The sequence below is a fragment of the Segatella copri genome, from assembly GCF_002224675.1.
Taxonomy (GTDB): domain Bacteria; phylum Bacteroidota; class Bacteroidia; order Bacteroidales; family Bacteroidaceae; genus Prevotella; species Prevotella copri_U.
Genome location: NZ_NMPZ01000007.1, coordinates 110,706 through 133,169 on the forward strand (window position 1 = coordinate 110,706; position 22,464 = coordinate 133,169).

18 protein-coding genes are annotated in these 22,464 nt (G+C 47.6%); all 18 read left to right on the top strand.

The genetic code is table 11. The annotated features are described in order from the left end of the window. Nucleotides 1-477: 477 nt before the first annotated feature. On the top strand, nucleotides 478-1,065 hold the full coding sequence (locus CFT61_RS05980) for a helix-turn-helix transcriptional regulator (protein WP_089543547.1): 588 nt from the start codon (nucleotides 478-480) through the stop codon (nucleotides 1,063-1,065). Between the two features lie 177 nt (nucleotides 1,066-1,242). Beyond that, complete coding sequence (locus CFT61_RS05985; RefSeq protein ID WP_089543548.1) at nucleotides 1,243-2,019, top strand: dihydroorotate dehydrogenase electron transfer subunit; 777 nt, start codon at nucleotides 1,243-1,245, stop codon at nucleotides 2,017-2,019. Nucleotides 2,020-2,254: 235 nt separating this feature from the next. Next, complete coding sequence (locus tag CFT61_RS05990; protein WP_089543549.1) at nucleotides 2,255-3,163, top strand: dihydroorotate dehydrogenase; 909 nt, start codon at nucleotides 2,255-2,257, stop codon at nucleotides 3,161-3,163. 303 nt (nucleotides 3,164-3,466) lie between these two features. After that, nucleotides 3,467-3,742 (top strand): hypothetical protein, encoded by a 276-nt coding sequence (locus tag CFT61_RS16885; protein WP_176425518.1) that lies wholly within the window; start codon nucleotides 3,467-3,469, stop codon nucleotides 3,740-3,742. Between the two features lie 510 nt (nucleotides 3,743-4,252). Then, a complete protein-coding gene (locus CFT61_RS06000) occupies nucleotides 4,253-5,086 on the top strand; it encodes a prephenate dehydratase (RefSeq protein ID WP_089543551.1) in 834 nt (277 codons plus the stop codon). Nucleotides 5,087-5,114: 28 nt separating this feature from the next. After that, nucleotides 5,115-6,284 (top strand): pyridoxal phosphate-dependent aminotransferase, encoded by a 1,170-nt coding sequence (locus CFT61_RS06005; RefSeq protein WP_089543552.1) that lies wholly within the window; start codon nucleotides 5,115-5,117, stop codon nucleotides 6,282-6,284. 26 nt (nucleotides 6,285-6,310) lie between these two features. Next, the gene (locus CFT61_RS06010) at nucleotides 6,311-7,378 is read left to right on the top strand and encodes a bifunctional 3-deoxy-7-phosphoheptulonate synthase/chorismate mutase type II (RefSeq protein WP_089543553.1); all 1,068 of its coding nucleotides are present in this window, start codon (nucleotides 6,311-6,313) and stop codon (nucleotides 7,376-7,378) included. Nucleotides 7,379-7,443: 65 nt separating this feature from the next. Then, nucleotides 7,444-8,244: a prephenate dehydrogenase/arogenate dehydrogenase family protein gene (locus tag CFT61_RS06015; protein WP_089543554.1), complete on the top strand. Its 801-nt coding sequence runs from the start codon at nucleotides 7,444-7,446 to the stop codon at nucleotides 8,242-8,244. Between the two features lie 33 nt (nucleotides 8,245-8,277). Then, nucleotides 8,278-9,657, top strand: a complete 1,380-nt coding sequence (locus CFT61_RS06020) for an NAD(P)-dependent oxidoreductase (RefSeq protein ID WP_089543555.1) — start codon at nucleotides 8,278-8,280, stop codon at nucleotides 9,655-9,657. A 94-nt stretch (nucleotides 9,658-9,751) separates the two neighbouring features. Beyond that, nucleotides 9,752-10,417, top strand: coding sequence for a hypothetical protein (locus tag CFT61_RS06025; protein WP_142990570.1), 666 nt, complete (start codon nucleotides 9,752-9,754; stop codon nucleotides 10,415-10,417). A 72-nt stretch (nucleotides 10,418-10,489) separates the two neighbouring features. Next, nucleotides 10,490-11,842 carry a signal recognition particle protein gene (gene ffh, locus CFT61_RS06030; RefSeq protein ID WP_089543557.1) on the top strand — a complete coding sequence of 451 codons (1,353 nt, stop codon included), beginning with the start codon at nucleotides 10,490-10,492 and terminating at the stop codon, nucleotides 11,840-11,842. Between the two features lie 65 nt (nucleotides 11,843-11,907). Further along, nucleotides 11,908-12,786, top strand: coding sequence for a bifunctional methylenetetrahydrofolate dehydrogenase/methenyltetrahydrofolate cyclohydrolase FolD (gene folD, locus CFT61_RS06035; protein ID WP_089543558.1), 879 nt, complete (start codon nucleotides 11,908-11,910; stop codon nucleotides 12,784-12,786). Between the two features lie 266 nt (nucleotides 12,787-13,052). Then, entirely contained in the window at nucleotides 13,053-15,644 is a 2,592-nt protein-coding gene (locus tag CFT61_RS06040) for an alpha-L-arabinofuranosidase C-terminal domain-containing protein (protein WP_437176820.1), read from the top strand. A gap of 253 nt (nucleotides 15,645-15,897) precedes the next feature. Next, a complete protein-coding gene (ilvD, locus tag CFT61_RS06045) occupies nucleotides 15,898-17,700 on the top strand; it encodes a dihydroxy-acid dehydratase (RefSeq protein ID WP_089543560.1) in 1,803 nt (600 codons plus the stop codon). A gap of 88 nt (nucleotides 17,701-17,788) precedes the next feature. Continuing rightward, on the top strand, nucleotides 17,789-19,504 hold the full coding sequence (gene ilvB, locus CFT61_RS06050; protein WP_089543561.1) for a biosynthetic-type acetolactate synthase large subunit: 1,716 nt from the start codon (nucleotides 17,789-17,791) through the stop codon (nucleotides 19,502-19,504). A gap of 59 nt (nucleotides 19,505-19,563) precedes the next feature. Continuing rightward, nucleotides 19,564-20,109 carry an acetolactate synthase small subunit gene (gene ilvN, locus CFT61_RS06055; RefSeq protein ID WP_089543562.1) on the top strand — a complete coding sequence of 182 codons (546 nt, stop codon included), beginning with the start codon at nucleotides 19,564-19,566 and terminating at the stop codon, nucleotides 20,107-20,109. A gap of 191 nt (nucleotides 20,110-20,300) precedes the next feature. Continuing rightward, on the top strand, nucleotides 20,301-21,143 hold the full coding sequence (locus tag CFT61_RS06060) for an acyl-[acyl-carrier-protein] thioesterase (RefSeq protein ID WP_089543563.1): 843 nt from the start codon (nucleotides 20,301-20,303) through the stop codon (nucleotides 21,141-21,143). 198 nt (nucleotides 21,144-21,341) lie between these two features. Next, a complete protein-coding gene (ilvC, locus tag CFT61_RS06065; RefSeq protein WP_089543564.1) occupies nucleotides 21,342-22,385 on the top strand; it encodes a ketol-acid reductoisomerase in 1,044 nt (347 codons plus the stop codon). Nucleotides 22,386-22,464: the final 79 nt, after the last annotated feature.

Consider the following 22,464-nt stretch of genomic DNA (forward strand, 5'->3'; position numbering starts at 1 on the left):
TTTACAAACGTAAATGTAAATCGGGCGGTTTTGGAATATGAATGTATAAATATACAAGCGAATTATTGAAACGAAAACGTATTGAAACCCAGTGATTTATAGATTTCTGTTGTTTTATGTAAGATTATGATTTGGCATTTGTCGCAAGAAAGATGCATAAAAGTGGCTGAAATGCCTATTTGTAGGGAATAAAGGCTTTGAAACTCAGTGAAATAAGAGTTTTAAGTAAAGCATATCATTGTAAAAGCTTTAGATTACTAAAGTTAGATTTGTAAATTTAAACCATAAAACTAAGAAAGTAAAGATTGGAAGTTTAAATTTGTAAATACAAACCTAAAGTTTAAAAAACAAAATTTTTCCCGAAAAGTTTGGTAAAACCAAATTTTTGCTTTATCTTTGTAAAATCTAAGAAAAATGGGCCAAAAACGGGCCTGTTCGGAAATAAAACATCGTAAAAAATCAAATTCAGACATAGTGATGAAAGATAGAATCAGACAGATCATGGAGGACCAACACCTCAACCAACAGAACTTCGCGCAGCTCATCGGAAAGTCGACAGCGACCCTGAGCAGCATCTTCAATGATCGCACAAAACCATCGCTCGACATCGTAGATGCAATCAAGAAAAAGTTGCCTCAGGTGAACCTTGAGTGGTTGCTTTATGGTACTCCTCCTATGTATATTAATAAGGTGGAAGGTGCCCAGGCGGGTGCTTCAGCCAGAGGTGAAAACGGAGCGGACGATGATTCGCTCGATATGTATGGAGACGCTGTAGGCGTGGCTGGTACAGGTGCTTCGGCAGCAGGTATGGGCGGAAGCCATGGGGGCATAGGTGGCGCTGGCGGCGTGGTGGAGCCTACCCTGGATTTCGGGGGCAGCGAGGGATCCGACTCCCCTACTTCTCCATCGCTCTTTGACCAGCCTCAAACACACGGTGTAAAAAGGACACCTAAAAATATCGCCAATGCAGCAGTTAAATATGTGGACAAACCGCAGCGTAAGATTACCGAGATCCGCATCTTCTACGATGACCAGACCTGGGAGACTTTCGTTCCGAAGAAATAGGCCGGTGCTCTGCTGTCGGGAATAAGGTGGCAATAAAGAAGGAATAAAGTAAGAGGGGGAGCTGAAAAAATCGCTCTTTCTCTTTGTGAAGTTCGAATTTTGTTGTACCTTTGCACTGCCTATATATAAATAGGTATAACAGCAAGCATTAATAACAAGCATTAAAATAGCAATAAGATGAAAAAATATGTTCTAGACCTTAAGGTGGTTTCTGTAGAAGCACTCAGCGATAAGCACGTATTGATTAAGCTTACCGACGAGAAACCTCTGCCGGAAATCCTGCCTGGACAATTCGTAGAAGTAAAGGTAGATCATTCGCCTGCCACCATGCTTCGCCGTCCTATCTCCATCAATTTCGTGGATAGAGAAACCAACCAGCTCTGGCTGCTCGTTGCCATGGTGGGCGACGGAACCCGCCAGCTCGGAAAGCTTCAGGCTGGCGATACGCTCAACTGTATGCTGCCTCTGGGCAATGGTTTCACCATGCCTACAGAGAAGAGTCAGAAGTATCTCCTCGTGGGTGGTGGCGTAGGTGTGGCTCCGCTGCTCTACTTCGGAAAACTCATCAAGGAGTTTGGTGCAGATGTAACCTTCCTGCTGGGTGCCCGCAAGGCTTCCGACCTGCTGGAGCTGGATGAGTTTGCCAAGATAGGAAAGGTATGCATCACTACCGAGGATGGCTCTGCCGGCGAGGTGGGTTTCGTAACCAATCACTCTGTGCTGGAGAACGAGCAGTTTGACATGATTTCTACCTGCGGTCCGAAGCCGATGATGGTGAGCGTGGCTCGCTTTGCCAAGAAGGCTGGCGTGGAGTGCGAGGTTTCCCTGGAGAACAAGATGGCGTGCGGCGTAGGTGCCTGCCTCTGCTGCGTGGAGAAGACCACCGAGGGACATAAGTGCGTTTGCAAGGATGGTCCGGTCATCAACATCAAGCAGCTCACCTGGGATATCTAGTCATTCCCTAGGGTATATCTGATTGGCTCCACTCGCCCTGAACCAACGGTCACCGGCCGAAGGGAAAGGTAAAGGACAGAAGCTATCAGGTAAGCCCCACACGCCCTGAAAGGGCAGAAGCTCCTAGCCCAGGGCATCGCCCTGGGTATGATTGTACCAAATTGCAAGTCGCCCTGAAAGGGCAAAAGCATTTGTAATCCAAATGTAATAGAATATTATTTGATTAAGAAAGATTATGGCTGATTTAAGTGTAAATATAAAGGATTTGAAGCTGAAGAATCCAGTGATGACTGCATCGGGAACTTTCGGCTACGGATTGGAGTTTGCTGATTTCGTTCCGCTGGAGGAAATCGGAGGTATCATCGTAAAGGGTACTACCCTGGAACCACGCGAGGGAAATGACTATCCACGCATGGCTGAAACTCCACAGGGAATGCTCAACTGCGTGGGTCTTCAGAATAAGGGTGTGGAGTACTTCTGCGAGCACATCTATCCTCAGATCAAGGACATCGATACCAATATGATTGTAAACGTGAGCGGACACTCGCCTGAGAGCTATGCGGAGTGTGCTGCACGCGTGAATGAGCTGGATAAGATTCCTGCCATCGAGCTGAATATTTCCTGCCCTAACGTAAAGGATGGCGGTATGGCTTTCGGCGTTACCTGCGAGGGTGCTGCAAGCGTCGTGAAGGCGGTGCGCAAGGTGTATGACAAGACCTTGATCGTGAAGCTTTCGCCTAACGTAACCAGTATTGCCGACATCGCCCGTGCGGTAGAGGCTGAGGGTGCCGACTCTGTTTCACTCATCAACACATTGATGGGTATGGCGGTGGATATCGAGAAGCGCCAGCCGCTGCTGAGCATCCGTACTGGCGGTTTGAGTGGCCCTTGCGTCAAGCCAGTGGCATTGCGCATGGTTTACGATGTGGCCCACGCCGTGAAGATTCCGGTAGTAGGACTGGGCGGTATCCAGAATGCCAAGGATGCCATCGAGTTTATGATGTGTGGTGCTACTGCCATCGAAATCGGTACAGCCAACTTCATCGATCCTGCCGTAACCAAGAAGGTGAAGGATGGTATGAACGAGTGGCTTGATGCTCACGGCTGTAAGTCGGTGACAGAAATTATCGGTGCCATCAAGTAAATGCTGGTCGCCAACAGATAAATTACACATTATTATATATAACAGACTGAACTATCGCATGTGGTTCAAGAACGGGCTGAAGGCCCAAAAGCTCCTAGCCCAGGGCATCGCCCTGGGTATAATGGCAATCAGCAAGGCGCCCTGTAAGGGCAAAAGCTTTGTATATTGCCCAGTATTTTAAAGCTTTTGCCCTTTCAGGGCGACAAGTTTGTGTCCGTAATTACCCAGGGCGATGCCCTGGGCTAGGAGCTTCTGCCCTTTCAGGGCGTGTGGGCTTACATGCGTAACTAAAATAGAATAGGTATGATGGATTTGAATGATATGGATCCCGTTCTGCTCGTAGCAGCTCTTACGCAGCAGATAGCGGAACAGGAGAAGCGCGCAGCGGCTTGCAGCGAGGATGCTGAGAACAAAGCTGCGCTGAGCAAGAACCTGCTGAGACGAGGCAATCTGCTGATTCAGATGGGTGATAAGGAGGGAGCCGGAAAGGATATGCAGAGATACCTGCAGCTGAATCCCGAGAAGATAGAGGAGCTTACCGGAGAGTTTAAGGCTGAAGGAAGAGAACATTGCCGATAATTGTCTGAGCATTGCCGGTAAATGTTCTTTCGAAATGATACGAATGCTGATAAAAATCTGCCAGTTTAGGGCTTTTTCTGATAAAAATCTGCTGAAAATCTGCTAAAAAGCAGAAAATATAAGGAAAATAAAGAAAAAACTGACAATTTGTTTGGTGGTATCAAAGAAAAGTGTTACTTTTGCAAACGAGTTGAGACTTTCATCGGTTGATGCTCCATCTGAGCTACTTCATTCTGAAGACTGATGGCTCAGCAATAAATGAATAACAAATAAAAGAATAAGAAAATGGAAAAGTTGAACGCTTACTTTTTTAGCTATTACTTTTACTTTGCAAGCAATTGTAAAGCGGGAAGTTGCGTATATATTTCAACTTAGGATATAAGATTCTTGAAATCATCGAAACGGTCCCGCTCTATTGTGAGCAGGACCGTTTTTCGTAAAACTCGAATCCGTTTTCCGAAAAATCCGTTTTCCAAAATCAGGAGATAATGTAAAAAAGAGAGTGAAACAATGAAGAGAATTGCAATACAAGGAGAGTTGGGATCCTTCCACGACATTACCGCCCACGAGTATTTCCAGGGCGAGCAGATAGAGTTAATCTGTTGCGCTACCTTCGAGGAGGTGTTTGAGAACATCAAGCGAGATCCTACCATCATCGGCATCTGCGCCATCGAGAACACCATCGCCGGCAGTCTGCTCCACAACTACGAGCTGCTCCGGGAGAGCGGAACCACCGTGGTGGGTGAGCACAAGCTCCACATCGAGCACAGCATCTGCTGCCTGCCTTCCGACGACTGGAGCACCCTGCAGGAGGTTCACTCTCATCCTGTAGCGCTGATGCAGTGTGGCAAGTTTCTCGCCAACCATCCTGATCTCAAGGCGGTGGAGGCTGAGGATACCGCAGGTTCTGCCGCATTCATCGCCCAGCACCAGGTTCACGGATGGGCAGCCATCTGTTCTGCCTACGCTGCCAGGATGTATGGCATGAAGGTACTGCAGGAGGGAATCCACGACAATCCGCACAACTACACCCGATTCCTCGTGGTCTGCAATCCGCAGAAGGCCGCTCTTCTCCGACCTATCGAAAAGGCCAACAAGGCGAGCATCGTCTTCAGCCTTTCACACGACAAGGGTTCGCTCTCCAAGGTTCTCACCATCCTGAGCTTCTACGACATCAATCTCACCAAGATCCAGTCGCTGCCAAGCATCGGTCATGAATGGGAATATCTCTTCTACGTGGATCTCACCTTCGATAATCTGACCCGCTATCGCCAGAGCATCGATGCCATCACACCACTCGTGAAGAAACTCACGGTGCTGGGAGAATATGAGGAAAAAGAATAGTAACATTTCAAAATAAAAGAGAATAAAAATGATACAACCAGCCAATAGAGTAACAGAAATACAGGAATACTACTTCAGCCGTAAGCTGAAGGAAGTGGCTAAGCTTAATGCCGAGGGACAGGACATCATCAGCCTCGCCATCGGAAGTCCAGACATGCCGCCTTCTAAGCAGACCATCGATACGCTCTGCGAGGTAGCCCATAACCCTGCTGCACACGGATATCAGCCTACGGTGGGCATCCCGGAGTTGCGCAAGGCGATGGCTGGTTATTACAAGAGATGGTATGACGTGGATCTTGACTGGGCTACGGAAATCCAGCCCCTCATTGGTAGCAAGGAGGGTATCCTGCATGTTACGCTCGCCTTCTGCAACCCTGGCGACGAGGTGCTCATCCCAAACCCGGGCTATCCTACCTATACTGCCATCAACAAGATTCTCGGCACCAAGATTACCTATTACGACCTGCGCGAGGACAATGAATGGCAGCCAGACTTCGAGGCGCTGGAGAAGATGGACCTCAGCCACGTGAAGCTGATGTGGACCAACTATCCGAACATGCCGACTGGAGGCGTGGCAAAGATGGAGACCTACGAGCGACTCGTGAAGTTTGCCAAGGACCACAACATCGTGGTGGTGAACGACAACCCTTATTCGCTCATCCTCAACGAGCATCCGCTGAGCATCATGCAGGTGCCTGGCGCCAAGGACTGCTGCATCGAATTCAATTCGCTCAGCAAGAGCCACAACATGCCGGGATGGCGTGTGGCTATGATTTCGAGCAACAAGCAGTTTATCTCCTGGATCCTGAAGGTGAAGAGCAACATCGACAACGGATGCTTCCGCGGAATCCAGCTCGCTGCTGCCGAGGCCATGCTCAACAATACCGACGAGTGGCACCGTGAGAACAACATCACCAACTATCGCCGCCGCCGCGACATCGCCGAGCAGATTATGCAGGTATTGGACTGCAAGTTTGATCCTAACCAGGTGGGCATGTTCCTCTGGGGCAAGATTCCTGAGAAATACGCCGATGTAGAAGACCTCACAGAGAAGATTCTCCACGAGGCGCGCGTATTCATCACCCCTGGATTCATCTTCGGAAGCAACGGCAAGCGATACATCCGCATCAGCCTTTGTGCCAAGGATGAGAAAATGAAGGAGGCGCTGGAAAGAATCAGAAAAGTCTTTGGAAAGTAAAAAAATAAAAATTAAAATATACGACTATGGAATTAGAATTAGAACCATTGAATCTCCCTAGTGATCAGGAACGCCCTATCGTCATTGCAGGCCCATGCTCTGCAGAGACTGAAGAGCAAGTTATGACTACCGCCAAGCAGCTGGCTGCTAAAGGCTGCCACATGTTCCGCGCTGGTGTATGGAAGCCACGTACCAAACCAGGAGGCTTCGAGGGAAATGGCGAGACTGCCTTGCCTTGGATGAAGCAGGTGAAGGAGGAGACCGGTATGCTCACTGCTACCGAGGTGGCTACTCCTGAGCACGTGGAGCTCGCCTTGAAATATGGAATCGATGTTCTGTGGGTGGGAGCCCGTACTTCTGCCAATCCATTCGCCATGCAGGCACTGGCAGACAGCCTTCAGGGCGTGGATGTTCCTGTGCTGGTGAAGAACCCGGTGAATCCGGATCTTGAGCTCTGGATCGGTGCGCTCCAGCGTATCAACCAGGCTGGTATCAAGCGACTCGGTGCCATCCACCGCGGTTTCTCCAGCTTCGACAAGAAGATCTACCGCAATCTCCCTATGTGGCAGATTCCTATCGAGCTGCACCGCCGCATTCCTCAGTTGCCTATCATCTGCGACCCTAGCCACATCGGCGGTCGCCGCGACCTCATCGCTCCTCTCTGCCAGCAGGCTATGGACCTGGGCTTCGACGGTCTGATCGTAGAGAGCCACTGCTCTCCTGATGATGCATGGAGCGATGCCAAGCAGCAGGTTACTCCGGATATCCTGGATTACATCCTGAGCCTCCTCGTAGTTCGTGATGAACATTATTCTACAGAGGGCCTGCATCAGCTGCGTGGTCAGATTGATGAGTGCGACAACCAGCTGATGGATCTTCTTGCCAAGCGTATGCGTGTATGCCGCGAAATCGGTACCTACAAGAAGGAGCACAATATGACAATCGTACAGACCAACCGCTACAACGAGATTCTCGAGAAGCGTGGTGCCCAGGCTTCACTCTGCGGAATGAGCCCAGAGTTTGCTGCCCAGATCTTTGAGCATATCCACGAGGAGAGTGTTCGCCAGCAGTTGGAAATCCTGAATCAGAAATAAATTAAGTGAAGAGTAGAGGACGAAAGACTTCGGCCTTCACTCTTCATTCTTCACATTATAAAGAAATGAGAATTTTGATAATGGGAGCAGGTAAGATGGGAAGCTTTTTCATCGACCTGCTCAGCTTCGACCACGAGGTGGCTGTGTATGAAAAGGATGCCAAGCGACTGCGCTTCACCTATAACTGCTACCGTTTCACCAAGATGGAGGAGGTGGAGATGTTCCGCCCGGAACTCGTCATCAATGCCGTAACCGTGAAATACACCATCCCGGCATTCGAGGAGTTGCTGCCACATCTCTCTAAAGACTGTATCATCAGCGACATTGCGTCGGTGAAGACAGGATTGCAGGAGTTTTACGACAAGAGCGGCTTCCGATACGTGAGCACCCACCCGATGTTCGGTCCTACATTCGCCAACCTGAACCAGCTCTCCGAGGAGAATGCGGTCATCATCAAGGAGGGCGACTATATGGGTAAGATTTTCTTCAAGGATCTCTATCAGAAGCTCGGACTGAGCCTGCATGAGTACACCTTTGATGAGCACGACCAGACGGTGGCTTACTCGCTGAGTATTCCATTTGTCAGCACTTTTGCCTTTGCGGCGGTGATGAAGCATCAGGATGCTCCTGGTACCACCTTCAAGCGCCACATGCAGATAGCCAAGGGCGTATTGAACGAGGATGACTATCTCTTGCAGGAAATCCTCTTCAACCCATATACATCTGGACAGGTGGTCCAGATTCGCGAAGAGCTGGCTGAACTCATCGACATCATCGATCACAAGGATGCCAAGCGCATGAAACTCTTCCTCACCAAAATCAGAAATCATGTGAAGGAAGACATCGAAATCAAGCAGCAGAAATAGGAAAAAACAGAAGACAAAGAAGAGTAGTAGATTATGAGTGAACAGATTGATCAACAGAATAACACAGCTGAACAGCCTAGTATGTTTCAGGTGGTAAACGAGGGATTCACTACCCGAGAGGCGATTGAGGAAGCCAAGAGATGTCTGCATTGCAAGATTCCGCAGTGTAAGAAGGGATGCCCTATTGAAAACGATATACCGGATTTCGTACACGAACTGTCGATGGGTAACATGGGTGCTGCGATGAGCATCATCAATGCCAAGAGCAATCTGCCGGCTATCTGCGGACGCGTGTGTCCACACGAGAAGCAGTGCCAGGGACATTGTGTGCTCGGCAAGAAGGGAAAACCGGTACAGATTGGAAAATTGGAGCAGTTTATCGCTGACTTCGATACCAAGATGAATCTCTCCCGTGAACTCCTGCCACAGAAAACCCGTGGTAGAGTGGCTGTAATCGGTTCGGGTCCTGCAGGACTTACCGTAGCCGGTGATTTGGCAAGACAGGGATTCAATGTAACGATTTTTGAAGGACAGGCTGAACCGGGTGGCGTACTGATGTACGGTATTCCGGAGTATCGCTTACCAAAGACTGTGGTGCGCGATGAGGTGAGCAAGATTGCTGCCTTGGGCGTGCAGTTTATCACCAACTGTATGGTGGGCGAGAACAATGTCACCATCGACAGCCTCTTCCGTGCCGGTTATGATGCCATCTTCATGGGTACCGGTACCAACGTGCCTCAGAATATGGACTCTACACCGGGCAGTAAGCTCCATGGTGTAAGCCAGAGTACCTACTTCCTGCATAATGTAAATGCCTATAACGAAGGTGCCTTGACCCGCGATATGGTTCCTTTGCGCGATGGCGAGAAGGTAGGTGTAATCGGTGGTGGAAATGTGGCGATGGATGCTGCCCGTACTGCCATCCGTCTGGGTGCTGACGTTACCGTATTGTACAGAAAGACCCAGGAGGAAATGCCTGCCATCAAGAGCGAATACGAGGATGCTGTAAAGGAAGGTGTGAAGTTTGAATGGAAAACTACCGTAGAAGCCTTCCTGAAGGGTAAGAATGGCAGACTGGGAAGCTGCGTGCTGAATACACCTGATGGCGAAAGGGTAGAGATTTTTGATAGAATCTATCTGGCTATCGGCTCGCGACCTGCCAACCGCATTGTTTCTACTACTGCCGGAATCGAGGTGGATGAGAAGGGATATGTAAAGGTGGTAGATCGTCCTTTCGGAATGACTACCCGCCGTGGCGTATTCGCAGGTGGTGACGTGGTGCATCGCCCTCAGACCGTAGTGCTGGCGATGAAGGCTGCCAAGGAGGTGGCTCAGGGTATCGCACAGTATGTGGATGCCATCAAGCTCCTGGAAGAAGCCAAGCGTATCGAAAAAGAAAGTACCTGTTCGTAGAGGTTAATATCTGCTTAATCTGGTTAATATCTATTGCAATATTTTGCGGAATGAATGATTCTTGTTATTTTTGCCTACAAAAAAAGCAAAGATTATGAAGAAAATTATATTTTTGATGATAACCCTGTTGTCGATGGCTTCCATGGTCTATGCGCAGAAAACATGCGTCATCGCATCTGCCGAGGATCATGTGCCTATCAGGGAAGCCCTCATTCATACGAACAATAACCATTGGGCGCGTACCGACTATCGGGGCTACTGGAACATGCGCTACCAGTTTGATTCTGCTACCGTATCCAAACCGGGCTATATCAAGGCAACCATCCGCTATCAGGAGTTGCCTGATACCGTTTTTCTCCTTCCCGAAGCCAAACAGATTGGTGAAGTGACCGTTTGGGGCAAGAACCAGGAGCATATCGACAATATGGAAGAGCAGATACAAGAGAAGGTGAATTCTGTGCCAACATCACCGGGAGGAATCGGCTTCGATGCCTTCGGCTGGATGGACAAGCAGGGCAGCCGCGACCGGAAGCACAAGAAGCAGGCTCAGGAAATCTTCAAGAAGATGGACAGAAAGGATCCTATCGTCTCTGCCTACGAAAAGGCTACGGGAAAGAAGTATGAACTGAAAAATCCTATCAATCTGAGTGCTAACAAGAAAGAAACTTTGGAAAAGCAGGATGAGACCAGGCAGGAATCATCAGAGAAAACACTTCCAAATGTTCAAAATGAAGCAAAAGAGCAAGAAAATGAAAAATAATCGAGATTGAGTTGGCTTTCTCGGAAAAAGTTCGTAACTTTGTGCCCGAAATAAAAAAGTACAATTAAGAACATGTTTGAAAATTTAAGTGATAGATTAGAACGTTCCTTCAAAATCTTGAAGGGTGAGGGTAAAATTACCGAAATCAACGTGGCTGAGACCATGAAGGATGTGCGCCGTGCACTCCTCGATGCCGACGTTAACTATAAAGTTGCCAAGGAATTCACCAACAAGGTGAAGGAAAAAGCACTCGGCATGAATGTTTTGACAGCCGTGAAGCCAGGCCAGCTGATGGTGAAGTTGGTTCACGACGAGCTCGCTGAGCTGATGGGAGGCGAGGAAGCTCCATTGCATTTGGAAAGTCGCCCTGCTGTAATCCTGATGAGTGGTTTGCAGGGTTCTGGTAAGACTACCTTCAGCGGTAAGCTTGCCAATATGCTCAAGAACAAGAAAGGCAAGAAGCCTTTGCTCGTGGCTTGCGACGTATATCGTCCTGCTGCTATCCAGCAGCTCCATGTAGTAGGCGAACAGGTGGGTGTGCCTGTATATAGTGAGCCTGATAACAAGGATGTACTCAGCATCGCTGACCACGCTTTGCAGCAGGCTAAGACCAACGGCAACGATGTGGTCATCGTCGATACTGCCGGTCGATTGGCTGTGGATGAGCAGATGATGCAGGAAATCAGCAACCTCAAGAATCATCTCAACCCGGATGAGACACTCTTCGTAGTTGACTCAATGACGGGTCAGGATGCTGTAAATACAGCCAAGGAGTTCAACGACCGCCTCGACTTCAATGGTGTAGTTCTCACCAAGCTCGATGGTGATACCCGTGGTGGTGCTGCCCTCAGTATCCGCACCGTGGTTACCAAGCCTATCAAGTTTATCGGTACCGGCGAGAAGATGGAAGCTATCGATGTGTTCCATCCTGCTCGAATGGCAGACCGTATCCTCGGAATGGGTGACGTGGTTTCGCTGGTAGAGCGCGCACAGGAGCAGTTTGACCTGGAGGAAGCCAAGAAGTTGGAGAAGAAGATTCGCAAGAACCAGTTCGATTTCAATGACTTCTACAATCAGATTCAGCAGATCAAGAAGATGGGTAACATTAAGGATCTGGCTGCGATGATTCCGGGTGTAGGCAAGGCTATCCGCGATGTTGATATCCCAGAGGATGCCTTCAAGGGTATCGAGGCTATTATCCAGAGTATGACTCCTAAGGAGCGTACCAATCCATCTATCCTCAACACATCTCGCCGCCAGCGTATTGCCAAGGGTTCTGGTACCAATATCCAGGAGGTAAACAAGCTCATCAAGCAGTTTGAACAGACACGCAAGATGATGCAGATGATGACTGGCAACAAGATGGCGCAGATGATGGGCCGTATGAAGGGTATGCCAGGTATGCCTAAGATGCCAGGTATGTAATTCTGAAGCAGAGAACCAAGACTCGAAGCTTATAAATGTAAAATTCTTAAAATAGAAAAAGTAAGATGCAGCTAATAGACGGAAAGGCGACAGCAGCCGCCATAAAGGAACAGATTGCCCAGGAGGTGGCTCAGATTGTAGCCGCAGGAGGCAAACAGCCACATCTGGTGGCTGTGCTGGTGGGCCACGATGGTGGCAGCGAAACCTATGTGAAGAACAAGGTTCTGGCATGCGAAAAGTGCGGATTCAAATCTACGCTGATCCGTTTTGAGGAGGATGTTACTGAGGAGGAGCTTCTGCAGTGTGTAGATAAGCTCAACAAGGATGCTGACGTGGATGGTTTCATTGTGCAGCTGCCTTTGCCGAAGCACATCGACGAGCAGAAGATTACCATGGCGATAGACTATCGCAAGGATGTAGATGGCTTCCATCCCGTGAATGTGGGTAGAATGTCGCTGGGTATGCCTAGTTTCATCTCGGCTACTCCGCTTGGAATCCTCACCCTGCTGCAGCATTATCAGATAGAAACCAGCGGTAAGAAGTGTGTTATCCTGGGCAGAAGCAACATCGTGGGCAAACCTATGGCCCAGCTGATGATGCAGAAGCAGTATGGAGATGCTACGGTTACCGTGTGCCACTCGCACTCCAAAAATCTGAAGGAGGAGTGCCGGGAGGCGGATATTATCATTGCGGCTATCGGTAAGCCTGATTTCGTAACAGCCGATATGGTTAAACCGGGAGCTGTTGTCATCGACGTGGGTACGACTCGTGTTCCTGACGTCACCAGAAAAAGCGGATTCCGCCTGAATGGTGACGTGAAGTTCGATGAAGTGGCAGAAAAGTGTTCTTTCATCACTCCAGTACCGGGCGGAGTGGGTCCGATGACCATCTGCTCGCTGATGAAGAATACGCTTGCCGCAGGAAAAAAAGAAATTTATGATTAAATCTCTCTAACCCATTAGGGAGTTTATTAGGTTTAGTTGTTAGGTTGGGGGGCAGGTTGCTGTGAAGCATTCTACCCCTTTTTTATTAACTTTATACGATTTAAGTCGTATCATCGTATATGTAATGTAATACAATTGAGAATCTAAAAACAAACAAAAAATAAATAAGAAGTAATATGATGAAACCAAAGTATCTACTCTTCTCGGCTGCCCTGTTGGCTATGACCCAAGCTGTGGCGCTGACTCCTGTCAGAAAGCAGACTCAAATGCCAGCTGCCAAGAAACAAGTTAATAAGGCGACTTTGTCAGTTGCAGATAAGGATGCACCTGCCTATACCATAGTGGGCAAGGATTCTACCTGTCAGATTTTCGTCTATTCGCCAGCTCCCAACCAGGGACTGCATCTCGCTTATCTTACAGACGATGAAAGATGGGTGGATGTAGGTCAGCTCTGTGCCTCTGACTTCGGACCTTGGGGCAGTGAGAAAAAGATGTATCGCCCATTCGTTCTCAAGGCAAATGATGGTACCTGGCGGGCTCTTTGGAGTGTAAATAAGACCTCACCACAGTTTGCTGTGGCTTATTCTGAAGATCTCGTAACCTGGCGACCACAAGATTATCCTATCATGAAGGAGAAGAATATCAGTGATGTGGCTGCCTATCAGATGGAAGATGGAACCTTCGACCTTTATCTGAAGACGGAGAAAGGCAAAAGATACGTTCATGCCGACAAGGATTTCCGTACCTTCCAGGAGGATTCGCTGGAAGCTTCTGCCGATGAAATCCTCTGGCAGCGAGATACGGCTACCAGCAATGGTAAACTGGTAGAGGGTAATGACTTCGAGATTCCGGCCATTCATCTGAACTATATCCGTGCCTGGCATAAGGCTCTGGCTGAGGAAGCAAAGGAAAACAGCCGGAAGCTGCCTAAGAATGAGGCTGATCTGAAGGCTTATATCGCTGATGTAGAGGAGAAAATCAAGAATGAGCAAGGTGAGGAGGCTGTCCTTCAGCACGCTAAAATGGTAAAGGAGGCGGATGCAGCAGATGCTTTCACGGCTAAGCTTACGGTGAATCTGAAGCAGAGCCATCGAATCAGCGACAAGCTTATCGGCATCTTCTTCGAGGATATCAGCAGAGCTGCCGATGGTGGACTCTGTGCAGAACTCCTGCAGAACGGTGACTTCGAATACAATGGTGAGCGAAAAGGCTGGAATGCTGCTACTGCCTGGATGGGAATTGAGGCTTCATCTTCTTCAGCATCTTCTTCTGTATCGTCATCCTCTTCTGCCATCATTTCTACAGAAAATGGGGTAAGCGTGAATAATCCGCATTATGCCATTCTCTCATCTACACCTATTTATAATATAGGATGGGAGGGAATCGTCATCAAGCGTGGTGCCGCTTACGAAGTGAGTCTGTATGCCCGTTGTATCGACGGCAAGAAAAAGCAGCTTACTGTAGCACTCGTAGATCAGGAAGGACTTCCGATAGCCCAGGCTAAGCTGAAGGTGCAGGGACCTGATTGGGCTGAATACAAGGCGCAGCTTGTCGTCACAGACAAATATAAAGGTGAACTGGGCAAGGATACCCGTTTTGCCCTCTTGCCTAAGGGGGAGGAAAAGGTAGCCGTAGATATGGTGAGCCTGATGCCGCAGGATACCTACAAAGGTCATGGTCTGAGAAAGGATCTTGCTGAGACCATCGCGGAGCTGAAGCCTCGCTTTGTGCGTTTCCCTGGTGGATGTATGCTCCACGGACAGGGACTCGGCAACATCTATCATTGGAAGGAGAGTATCGGTGAACTGAAAGACCGAAAACCGGCTCTCAATATCTGGAACTATCACCAGACCCGTAAGCTGGGATTCTTCGAGTATTTCCAGTGGTGTGAGGATATGGGCGCTGAGCCTCTGCCAGTATTGGCTGCTGGTGTACCTTGTCAGAATTCCCAGCCTAATGCGCAGGGCATCTGCGGACAGCAGGGTGGAATCCCTATGGCAGAAATGCCAAAGTATGTGCAGGATGTTCTCGACCTGGTAGAGTGGGCGAATGGTGATCCTGCCACATCGAAGTGGGCAAAGATGAGAGCGGATGCAGGACATCCGGCTCCTTTCAATCTCAAGATGGTAGGTATCGGAAATGAAGATCTGATTTCCACCGATTTCGAACAGCGCTATCTGATGATCTGCAAGGCTCTCAAGGAGAAGCATCCGGAAATTGAAGTAGTAGGTACTGTAGGTCCATTCCATAGTCCATCTTCCGACTATATCGAGGGCTGGAAGATTGCAAAGGAGAATAAAAAATGGATTGATGCGGTAGATGAGCACTATTATGAGCAGCCAGGATGGTTTATCAATCATCAGGATTACTACGATCATTACGACCGTAAGGCTCCGAAGGTGTATCTGGGCGAGTATGCTGCAAATGGCAATAATGAATTAGACCGCGCTTTGGCAGAGGGTATTCATCTCTGTAATGTGGAGCGTAACGGAGATGTCGTGGAAATGACTTCTTATGCTCCTCTGCTCTGCAAGGATGGCTATCATAACTGGAACCCGGATATGATCTACTTCGATAATTCGGAGAAAATCCGACTCACCGAGAGTTACAAGATGCAGAAGATGTTTGGTCAGCATTCCGGTGATACTTATATTGTATCTAGCCTGAATCTTCCTGCAGCTCTCAAGAAGTATGTGGGTACCAGCGTGGTAAAGGATTCCAAGACCGGTAAAACCTGGCTCAAGGTGGTGAATGCCTTGCCTCGTACGTTGAAACTCCAGGTGGAAGCACAAGGAGCTGGTGCTGGTAACAAGCAGGTTGAGGTGAAGGCTCGTTCTGCCGAGGTCTTTGAACTCTAATCTGTTTGTATAAGACATATAAGGACCCTTGTATTATTGCACAATCGGGCTGCTTTTGTGTAAGGGCTCTGATAAATTGTAAGCAATTTAGCTTATTTTCTAACAAAAATCCGCAAAAAATTGAAAGTTTTTGCGGATTTTGTTGTTTGTTTCATAAATTCTCACTATCTTTGCAGTCAAAATTGTAAGAAGAAGGCTTGAGAGAGACCTTCTGGCAATAAAGAACAAGATAATATAAAGAGATAATAACGATATGAAACATCCATTAAGAAGTAGCGTCTGTACTGAAGGCAGAAGAATGGCAGGTGCCAGAGCACTCTGGGTAGCTGCAGGTATGAAACATGAGCAGTTTGGCAAACCTATCATCGCCATCGTGAACAGTTTCACACAGTTTGTTCCGGGTCATACTCATCTTCACGAAATCGGTCAGATTGTCAAGAAGGAAATTGAAGCTATGGGTTGCTATGCAGCTGAGTTCAATACCATTGCTGTTGACGACGGTATCGCTATGGGTCACGACGGAATGCTCTATTCACTCCCAAGTCGCGATATTATTGCTGATTCTGTGGAATATATGGTGAATGCGCACAAGGCTGATGCTATGATCTGCATTTCCAACTGTGATAAGGTTACCCCAGGTATGTTGATGGCGTCTATGCGTCTGAATATTCCTACAGTGTTCTGTTCTGGTGGTCCGATGGAGGCAGGTCGCTGGAAAGGCGAGAATGCTGACTTGATTACCGCTATGATTAAGGGTGCTGATACCAGTGTCAGCGATGAGGAAATGAAGCAGATTGAGCAGTGTGCTTGCCCTGGATGTGGTAGCTGCTCTGGTATGTTTACTGCCAATTCCATGAACTCTCTTACTGAGGCTATCGGCTTGAGTCTTCCTGGCAATGGTACTATTCTCGCTACTCACAAGAACCGCATCGAACTCTTCAAGGCTGCGGCTCGTCAGGTTGTAAAGAATGCCTACGCTTATTATGAGGATGGCGATGAGAGCGTATTGCCACGTAGCATTGCTACCCGTGATGCCTTCCTCAATGCCATGACTCTCGATATCGCAATGGGTGGTAGTACCAATACTGTTCTCCATCTCTTGGCTGTAGCTCAGGAAGCAGGTGCCGATTTCAAGATGGAAGATATCGATCAGCTGAGTCGCAAGGTGCCTTGCCTCTGCAAGTTGAGTCCTAATACTCAGAAGTATAGCGTTCAGGAATGCAACCGTGCCGGTGGTATCCTGGGTATCCTGAATGAACTTAATAAGGGTGGCCTTATCAATGGTGCTGTGAAGCGTGTGGATGGCAAGACTCTCGATGAGCAGATGAAGAAATACGATATCACAGGTGCCGAGATTGATCCTGAGGCTGACCGCATCTATCATTCTGCTCCAGGCAGAAAATTCTCTACTCAGATGGGTAGTCAGGATGCACAGTGGGAGAGTCTTGATACAGATAGAGAGAATGGCTGTATCCGTGATCTCGAACATGCTTATACCAAGGATGGTGGTCTTGCAGTGCTCTTCGGTAATATCGCGCAGAATGGTTGCGTAGTGAAGACCGCAGGTGTTGATCCTGTACTCTGGCATTTCGAGGGTCCTGCTGTATGCTTCGATTCTCAGGAAGATGCCTGCGAGGGTATCCTTGGTGGTAAGGTGAACTCTGGTGATTGTGTTGTCATCACACACGAGGGTCCTAAGGGTGGTCCTGGTATGCAGGAGATGCTGTATCCAACTTCTTACATCAAGAGCCGTCACCTCGGTAAGGAGTGTGCCCTCATCACAGATGGTCGATTCTCAGGAGGTACATCTGGCTTGAGTATCGGTCACATTAGCCCAGAGGCTGCTGCTGGTGGTAACATCGGCAAAATCAAGGATGGCGATATCATCGTTATCGATATTCCTAGCCGCTCTATCAATGTGAAGCTTTCCGACGAGGAACTTGCTGCTCGTCCACAGCAGCCGCTGAAGCGTAATCGTCAGGTTAGTAAGGCTTTGCGTGCATACGCACAGAGCGTAAGCTCTGCTGATAAGGGTGGTGTAAGAATCATTGACTAATCCTTTCCTGGTTTCCCAGGCAAGAAGGTTTGTCTTTGACAACAAAGAAAATAAAGTTTTTGAATTATTCAGAATAAGATATAGATAAATGGCAAAAGAAGTAATAACAGGAGCTGAAGCATTGATGCGCTCCCTGCATAACGAAGGGGTTAAAACCATCTTCGGTTACCCAGGTGGTAGCATCATGCCAGTGTTTGATGCACTGTATGGTTACACGAGAGGAGAGAAGAAGATGTTCGATCACATCTTGGTTCGTCACGAGCAGGCTGCTGCTCACGCTGCACAGGGCTACGCCCGAGTCAGCGGCGAAGTGGGTGTTACTCTCGTTACTAGTGGTCCTGGAGCAACTAATACGCTCACCGGTATTGCGGATGCCATGATGGATTCTACACCTATCGTGGTCATCGCCGGACAGGTGGGTGTGGGCGCTTTGGGTACTGATGCCTTCCAGGAAGTTGACCTGGTGGGCGTTACCCAGCCTATCTCTAAGTGGTCTTATCAGATTCGTCGTCCTGAGGATGTGGCATGGGCTGTAAGCCGTGCCTTCTTTATCGCTCGTAGCGGTCGTCCGGGACCTGTAGTACTCGACTTCACCAAGAATGCCCAGATTGCAACTTGTGAGTGGGAACCGGTGAAATGTGAGAAGGTTACATCTTATAATCCATATCCGAAGATTGATGAAAAGGCTGTAGCTGAAGCTGCTGAACTCATCAATCAGGCAAAGCGCCCTTTCGCTCTCGTCGGTCATGGCGTAGAACTCGGTGGTGCTCATAATGAACTGGTTGAATTCCTGGAGAAGGCTGATATCCCGGCTGGTCGTACCCTGCTCGGTCTTTCTGCTCTTCCTAGCAACCATCCGCTTAATATGGGTATGCTCGGTATGCATGGTTCTTATGCTACCAATATGAAGACTCAGGAGTGTGATGTGCTCATTGCCATCGGTATGCGATTCAGTGACCGTATCACGGGCGTTCCTTCCAAATATGCCAAGCAGGCTAAGATTATCCATCTTGATATTGATAAGTCGGAAATCGATAAAGTCATCAAGACTGATGTGGCTGTGATTGGCGATTGCAAGCAGACGTTGCCTGCCATCACTCGTCTCTTGAACAAGAATGTTCATCGCGAGTGGAGAGATTCCTTCGAGGAATATCGCAAGCAGGAGCAGGAGAAGGTTATCGAGAAGGATATTCATCCTACTGAAGGTCCTCTGCTGATGGGTGAGGTGACCAATGTGGTGACTGAAGCTACCAATAATGAGGCTGTTCTCGTGAACGACGTTGGTCAGAACCAGATGATCAGTAGCCGCTACTTCAAGTTCACCAAGAAACTGAGTATTGTTACCAGTGGTGGTTTCGGAACCATGGGCTTCGGTCTTCCTGCTGCTATCGGTGCAACATTCGGCGCACCAGACCGTACCATCTGCTGTTTCTTCGGTGATGGCGGTTTCCAGATGAACATCCAGGAATTGGGTACTATCATGGAGCAGCAGGCACCAGTGAAGATGATTCTCTTGAACAATAACTATCTGGGCAATGTACGCCAGTGGCAGGATTTGATGTTTGAGGGACGTCGCTCTTTCACCCATATGCTGAACCCTCGTTATGAGGAAATTGCCAAGGCTTATGGCATTCCTTACGATGTGGTAATCGACCGCAAGGATCTGAAGGCGAAGGTTGAGAAGATGATCAGCACCAAGGGACCTTACCTTTTGGAATGCGCCATCAAGGAAGATGAGGATATTGTTCCTATGACTCTGCCGGGAAAGAGTGTGGACGAAATGCTGCTTGAGCTCCACTATTAATGGCTTTCGGCTATATATATAATAAGGTGTAACTATGCATTTTAAATAATAGAAATAAAATGGAGAATAACAACGATAAGAAATTATATACATTGCTTGTCTATTCTGAGAATATTGCAGGTATCCTGAATCAGATTACCGCTGTATTTACAAGAAGACAGGTGAATATCGAGAGCTTGAATGTGTCGGCTAGCAGTATCAAGAACATCCACAAATATACTATCACGGTATGGAGTGATGCTGAGCAGATTGAGAAAATCAACAAGGCAATAGAGAAGAAAATTGATGTGGTGAAGAGTGATTATTATGCAGATGATCAGATTTTCATCCACGAGGTAGCACTCTACAAGATTTCTACTCCTATTCTCTTGGAGAATCCTGAGGTTTCCCGTACTATCCGCAAGCACGATGCCCGTATGATGGAGGTGAATCCTACCTACAGTACTGTGCTCTTGGCGGGTCTTACTGAGGATATCGCTGATCTTTTCCATCAGCTCAACAGTTTCGATTGCCTTTTGCAGTACAGTCGAAGTGGTAGAATTGCCGTTACAAGAAGCTTCGATGAGCCTATCTCTGATTATCTGAAAAAGAATTCAGAAGAATAGTCTCGGACAGGAATTCTGAAAGAATATATTGATTCTGGAACAAACAGATTTAAACGAGGAAAATCCCTTTGCTTACCTGGTTGGAAGACCAAGAGCAGAGGGATTTTTAGTTTCTTGTATGTAATAAAGATATAGGTGGCTTCGTTATATATATAATAAGGTATAAAACAATAAATCAAAAACCGAAGAATATGAAACAGGAATTATTAGATAAGGTAGGTTGCTACGAGTTTCTGGCAGAACCTTTCCATTGCGATTTTGCAAGTCGTCTGTTTATGGGGCATTTGGGAAATCATCTTCTGAATGCTGCCGATTTCCATAGTAACGATCGTGGTTATGGAATGAACTATCTGATGCCCCGACACAAAACCTGGGTCTTGAGTCGTCTCGCTATCGAGATGCAGGAAATGCCAAAGTCTTATGATAAGTTTTATGTAGAGACCTGGGTAGAGAGTGCGATGAAGTACTTCACTAGCCGAAACTTTAAGATCTGTGCATCTGTTTCGGATGGTTCTGAAGCTGAGAAGGTATATGGCTATGGTAAAAGTGTCTGGGCGATGATTGATACTGAGACCCGTCAGCCCGTGGATATTTTCAGTATCCATGATGGACTTATCAAGGAATATATAGAAACAGAGAAACCTTGTCCTATTGCTGCCAGCTCTCGTGTCAAGATGGGTAAGGATGCAGAATTGGTACGTACTATTCATACCTATTATAATGATGTAGATGTAAATGGCCATATTAATTCTGTGAAATATATCGAGCATGTACTCGATCTTTTTGACCTGGATTATTACAAGACTCATTCTTTACAGCGCTTCGAAATCGCATACGTAGCAGAGAGTCATCAGGGCGATCAGCTGAATTTCTACGTAGAGAAGGTGGGTGATGGGGGAAAAACAGAAAAAGAAGCTTCTGTTAACGAACCTCAAAAAATGGAAGAATTTTGCATAAAAATAACAAAAATAAGCCAAAATAGCGATATTGAGGTGGAAGTTGTAAGAAGTAAGGTGAAATTTATAAAAAAATGAAAGAAAAATTTGGTGGTTTCATAGAAATTCATTACCTTTGCACTCGAAATAAAAAATAAACCCAGTGCCGCTTCCTCGTGTAGGTGGTGGACGGATCAAACAGGCTCTCTTTGGATAAGAATACAGCTCGCATCCGTATGGACAAGTATAACCCGCGGCTCCACAATAGGCAAGCCGCACAAAAATTAAGTTACAATTATGGCAGAAATGAATTTCGGTGGCGTAATGGAAACTGTTGTCACTAGTCATGAATTTTCATTGGAGAAAGCACGTGAAGTATTGAAGAACGAAACTATCGCAGTTATCGGTTACGGTATCCAGGGTCCTGGTCAGGCTTGCAACCTTCGCGATAATGGTTTCAACGTCATCGTCGGACAGCGTCAGGGTAAGACCTACGAGAAGTGTTTGAAGGATGGCTGGGTACCAGGCAAGACTTTGTTCTCTATCGAGGAAGCTGCTGAGAAGGGTACTATCATCTGTATGTTGCTTTCTGATGCCGGTCAGATTGCTTGCTGGCCAAAAATTAAGCCACACCTCACAGCAGGTAAGACTTTGTATTATTCACATGGTTTCGCTATCAACTGGAGCGATCGCACAGGCGTAGTTCCACCTAAGGATATTGATGTTATTATGGTTGCACCTAAGGGTTCTGGTACTTCTCTCCGCACAATGTTCTGCGAGGGTCGTGGTTTGAACTGCTCTTACGCTGTATATCAGGATGCATCTGGTAAAGCAGAGGAAAAGACTATTGCATTCGGTATCGGTATCGGTGCAGGATATTTGTTCAAGACTACATTCCAGCGTGAGGCTACTTCTGACCTTACAGGTGAGCGTGGTTCTTTAATGGGTGCTATCGAGGGTCTCTTGGAGGCTCAGTACGATGTACTCCGTGAGAATGGTCACTCTCCATCTGAGGCATTCAACGAGACTGTTGAGGAGTTGACTCAGAGCCTTGGCCCTCTCTTCGGTGCTAAGGGTATGGATTGGATGTATGCTAACTGTTCTACAACAGCTCAGCGTGGTGCTCTTGATTGGGCTCCTCGTTTCCGTGAGGCTATCAAGCCTGTTATGGAATGGTTGTATTACTCTGTTAAGACTGGTAATGAGGCTCAGATTTCTATCGACAAGAACTCTCAGGCTGATTATCGTGAGAAGTTGAACGCAGAACTCGAGGCTATGCGCAACAAGGAGATGTGGCAGGCTGGTGTTACTGTACGTAAGCTTCGTCCTGAGAATAACTAATTTTTTTCTCGTACATAATGTTATAAAGGGAGCGGTCCGCGATGGGTCGCTCCCTTTTACGTATATGATAAAGTCGAAA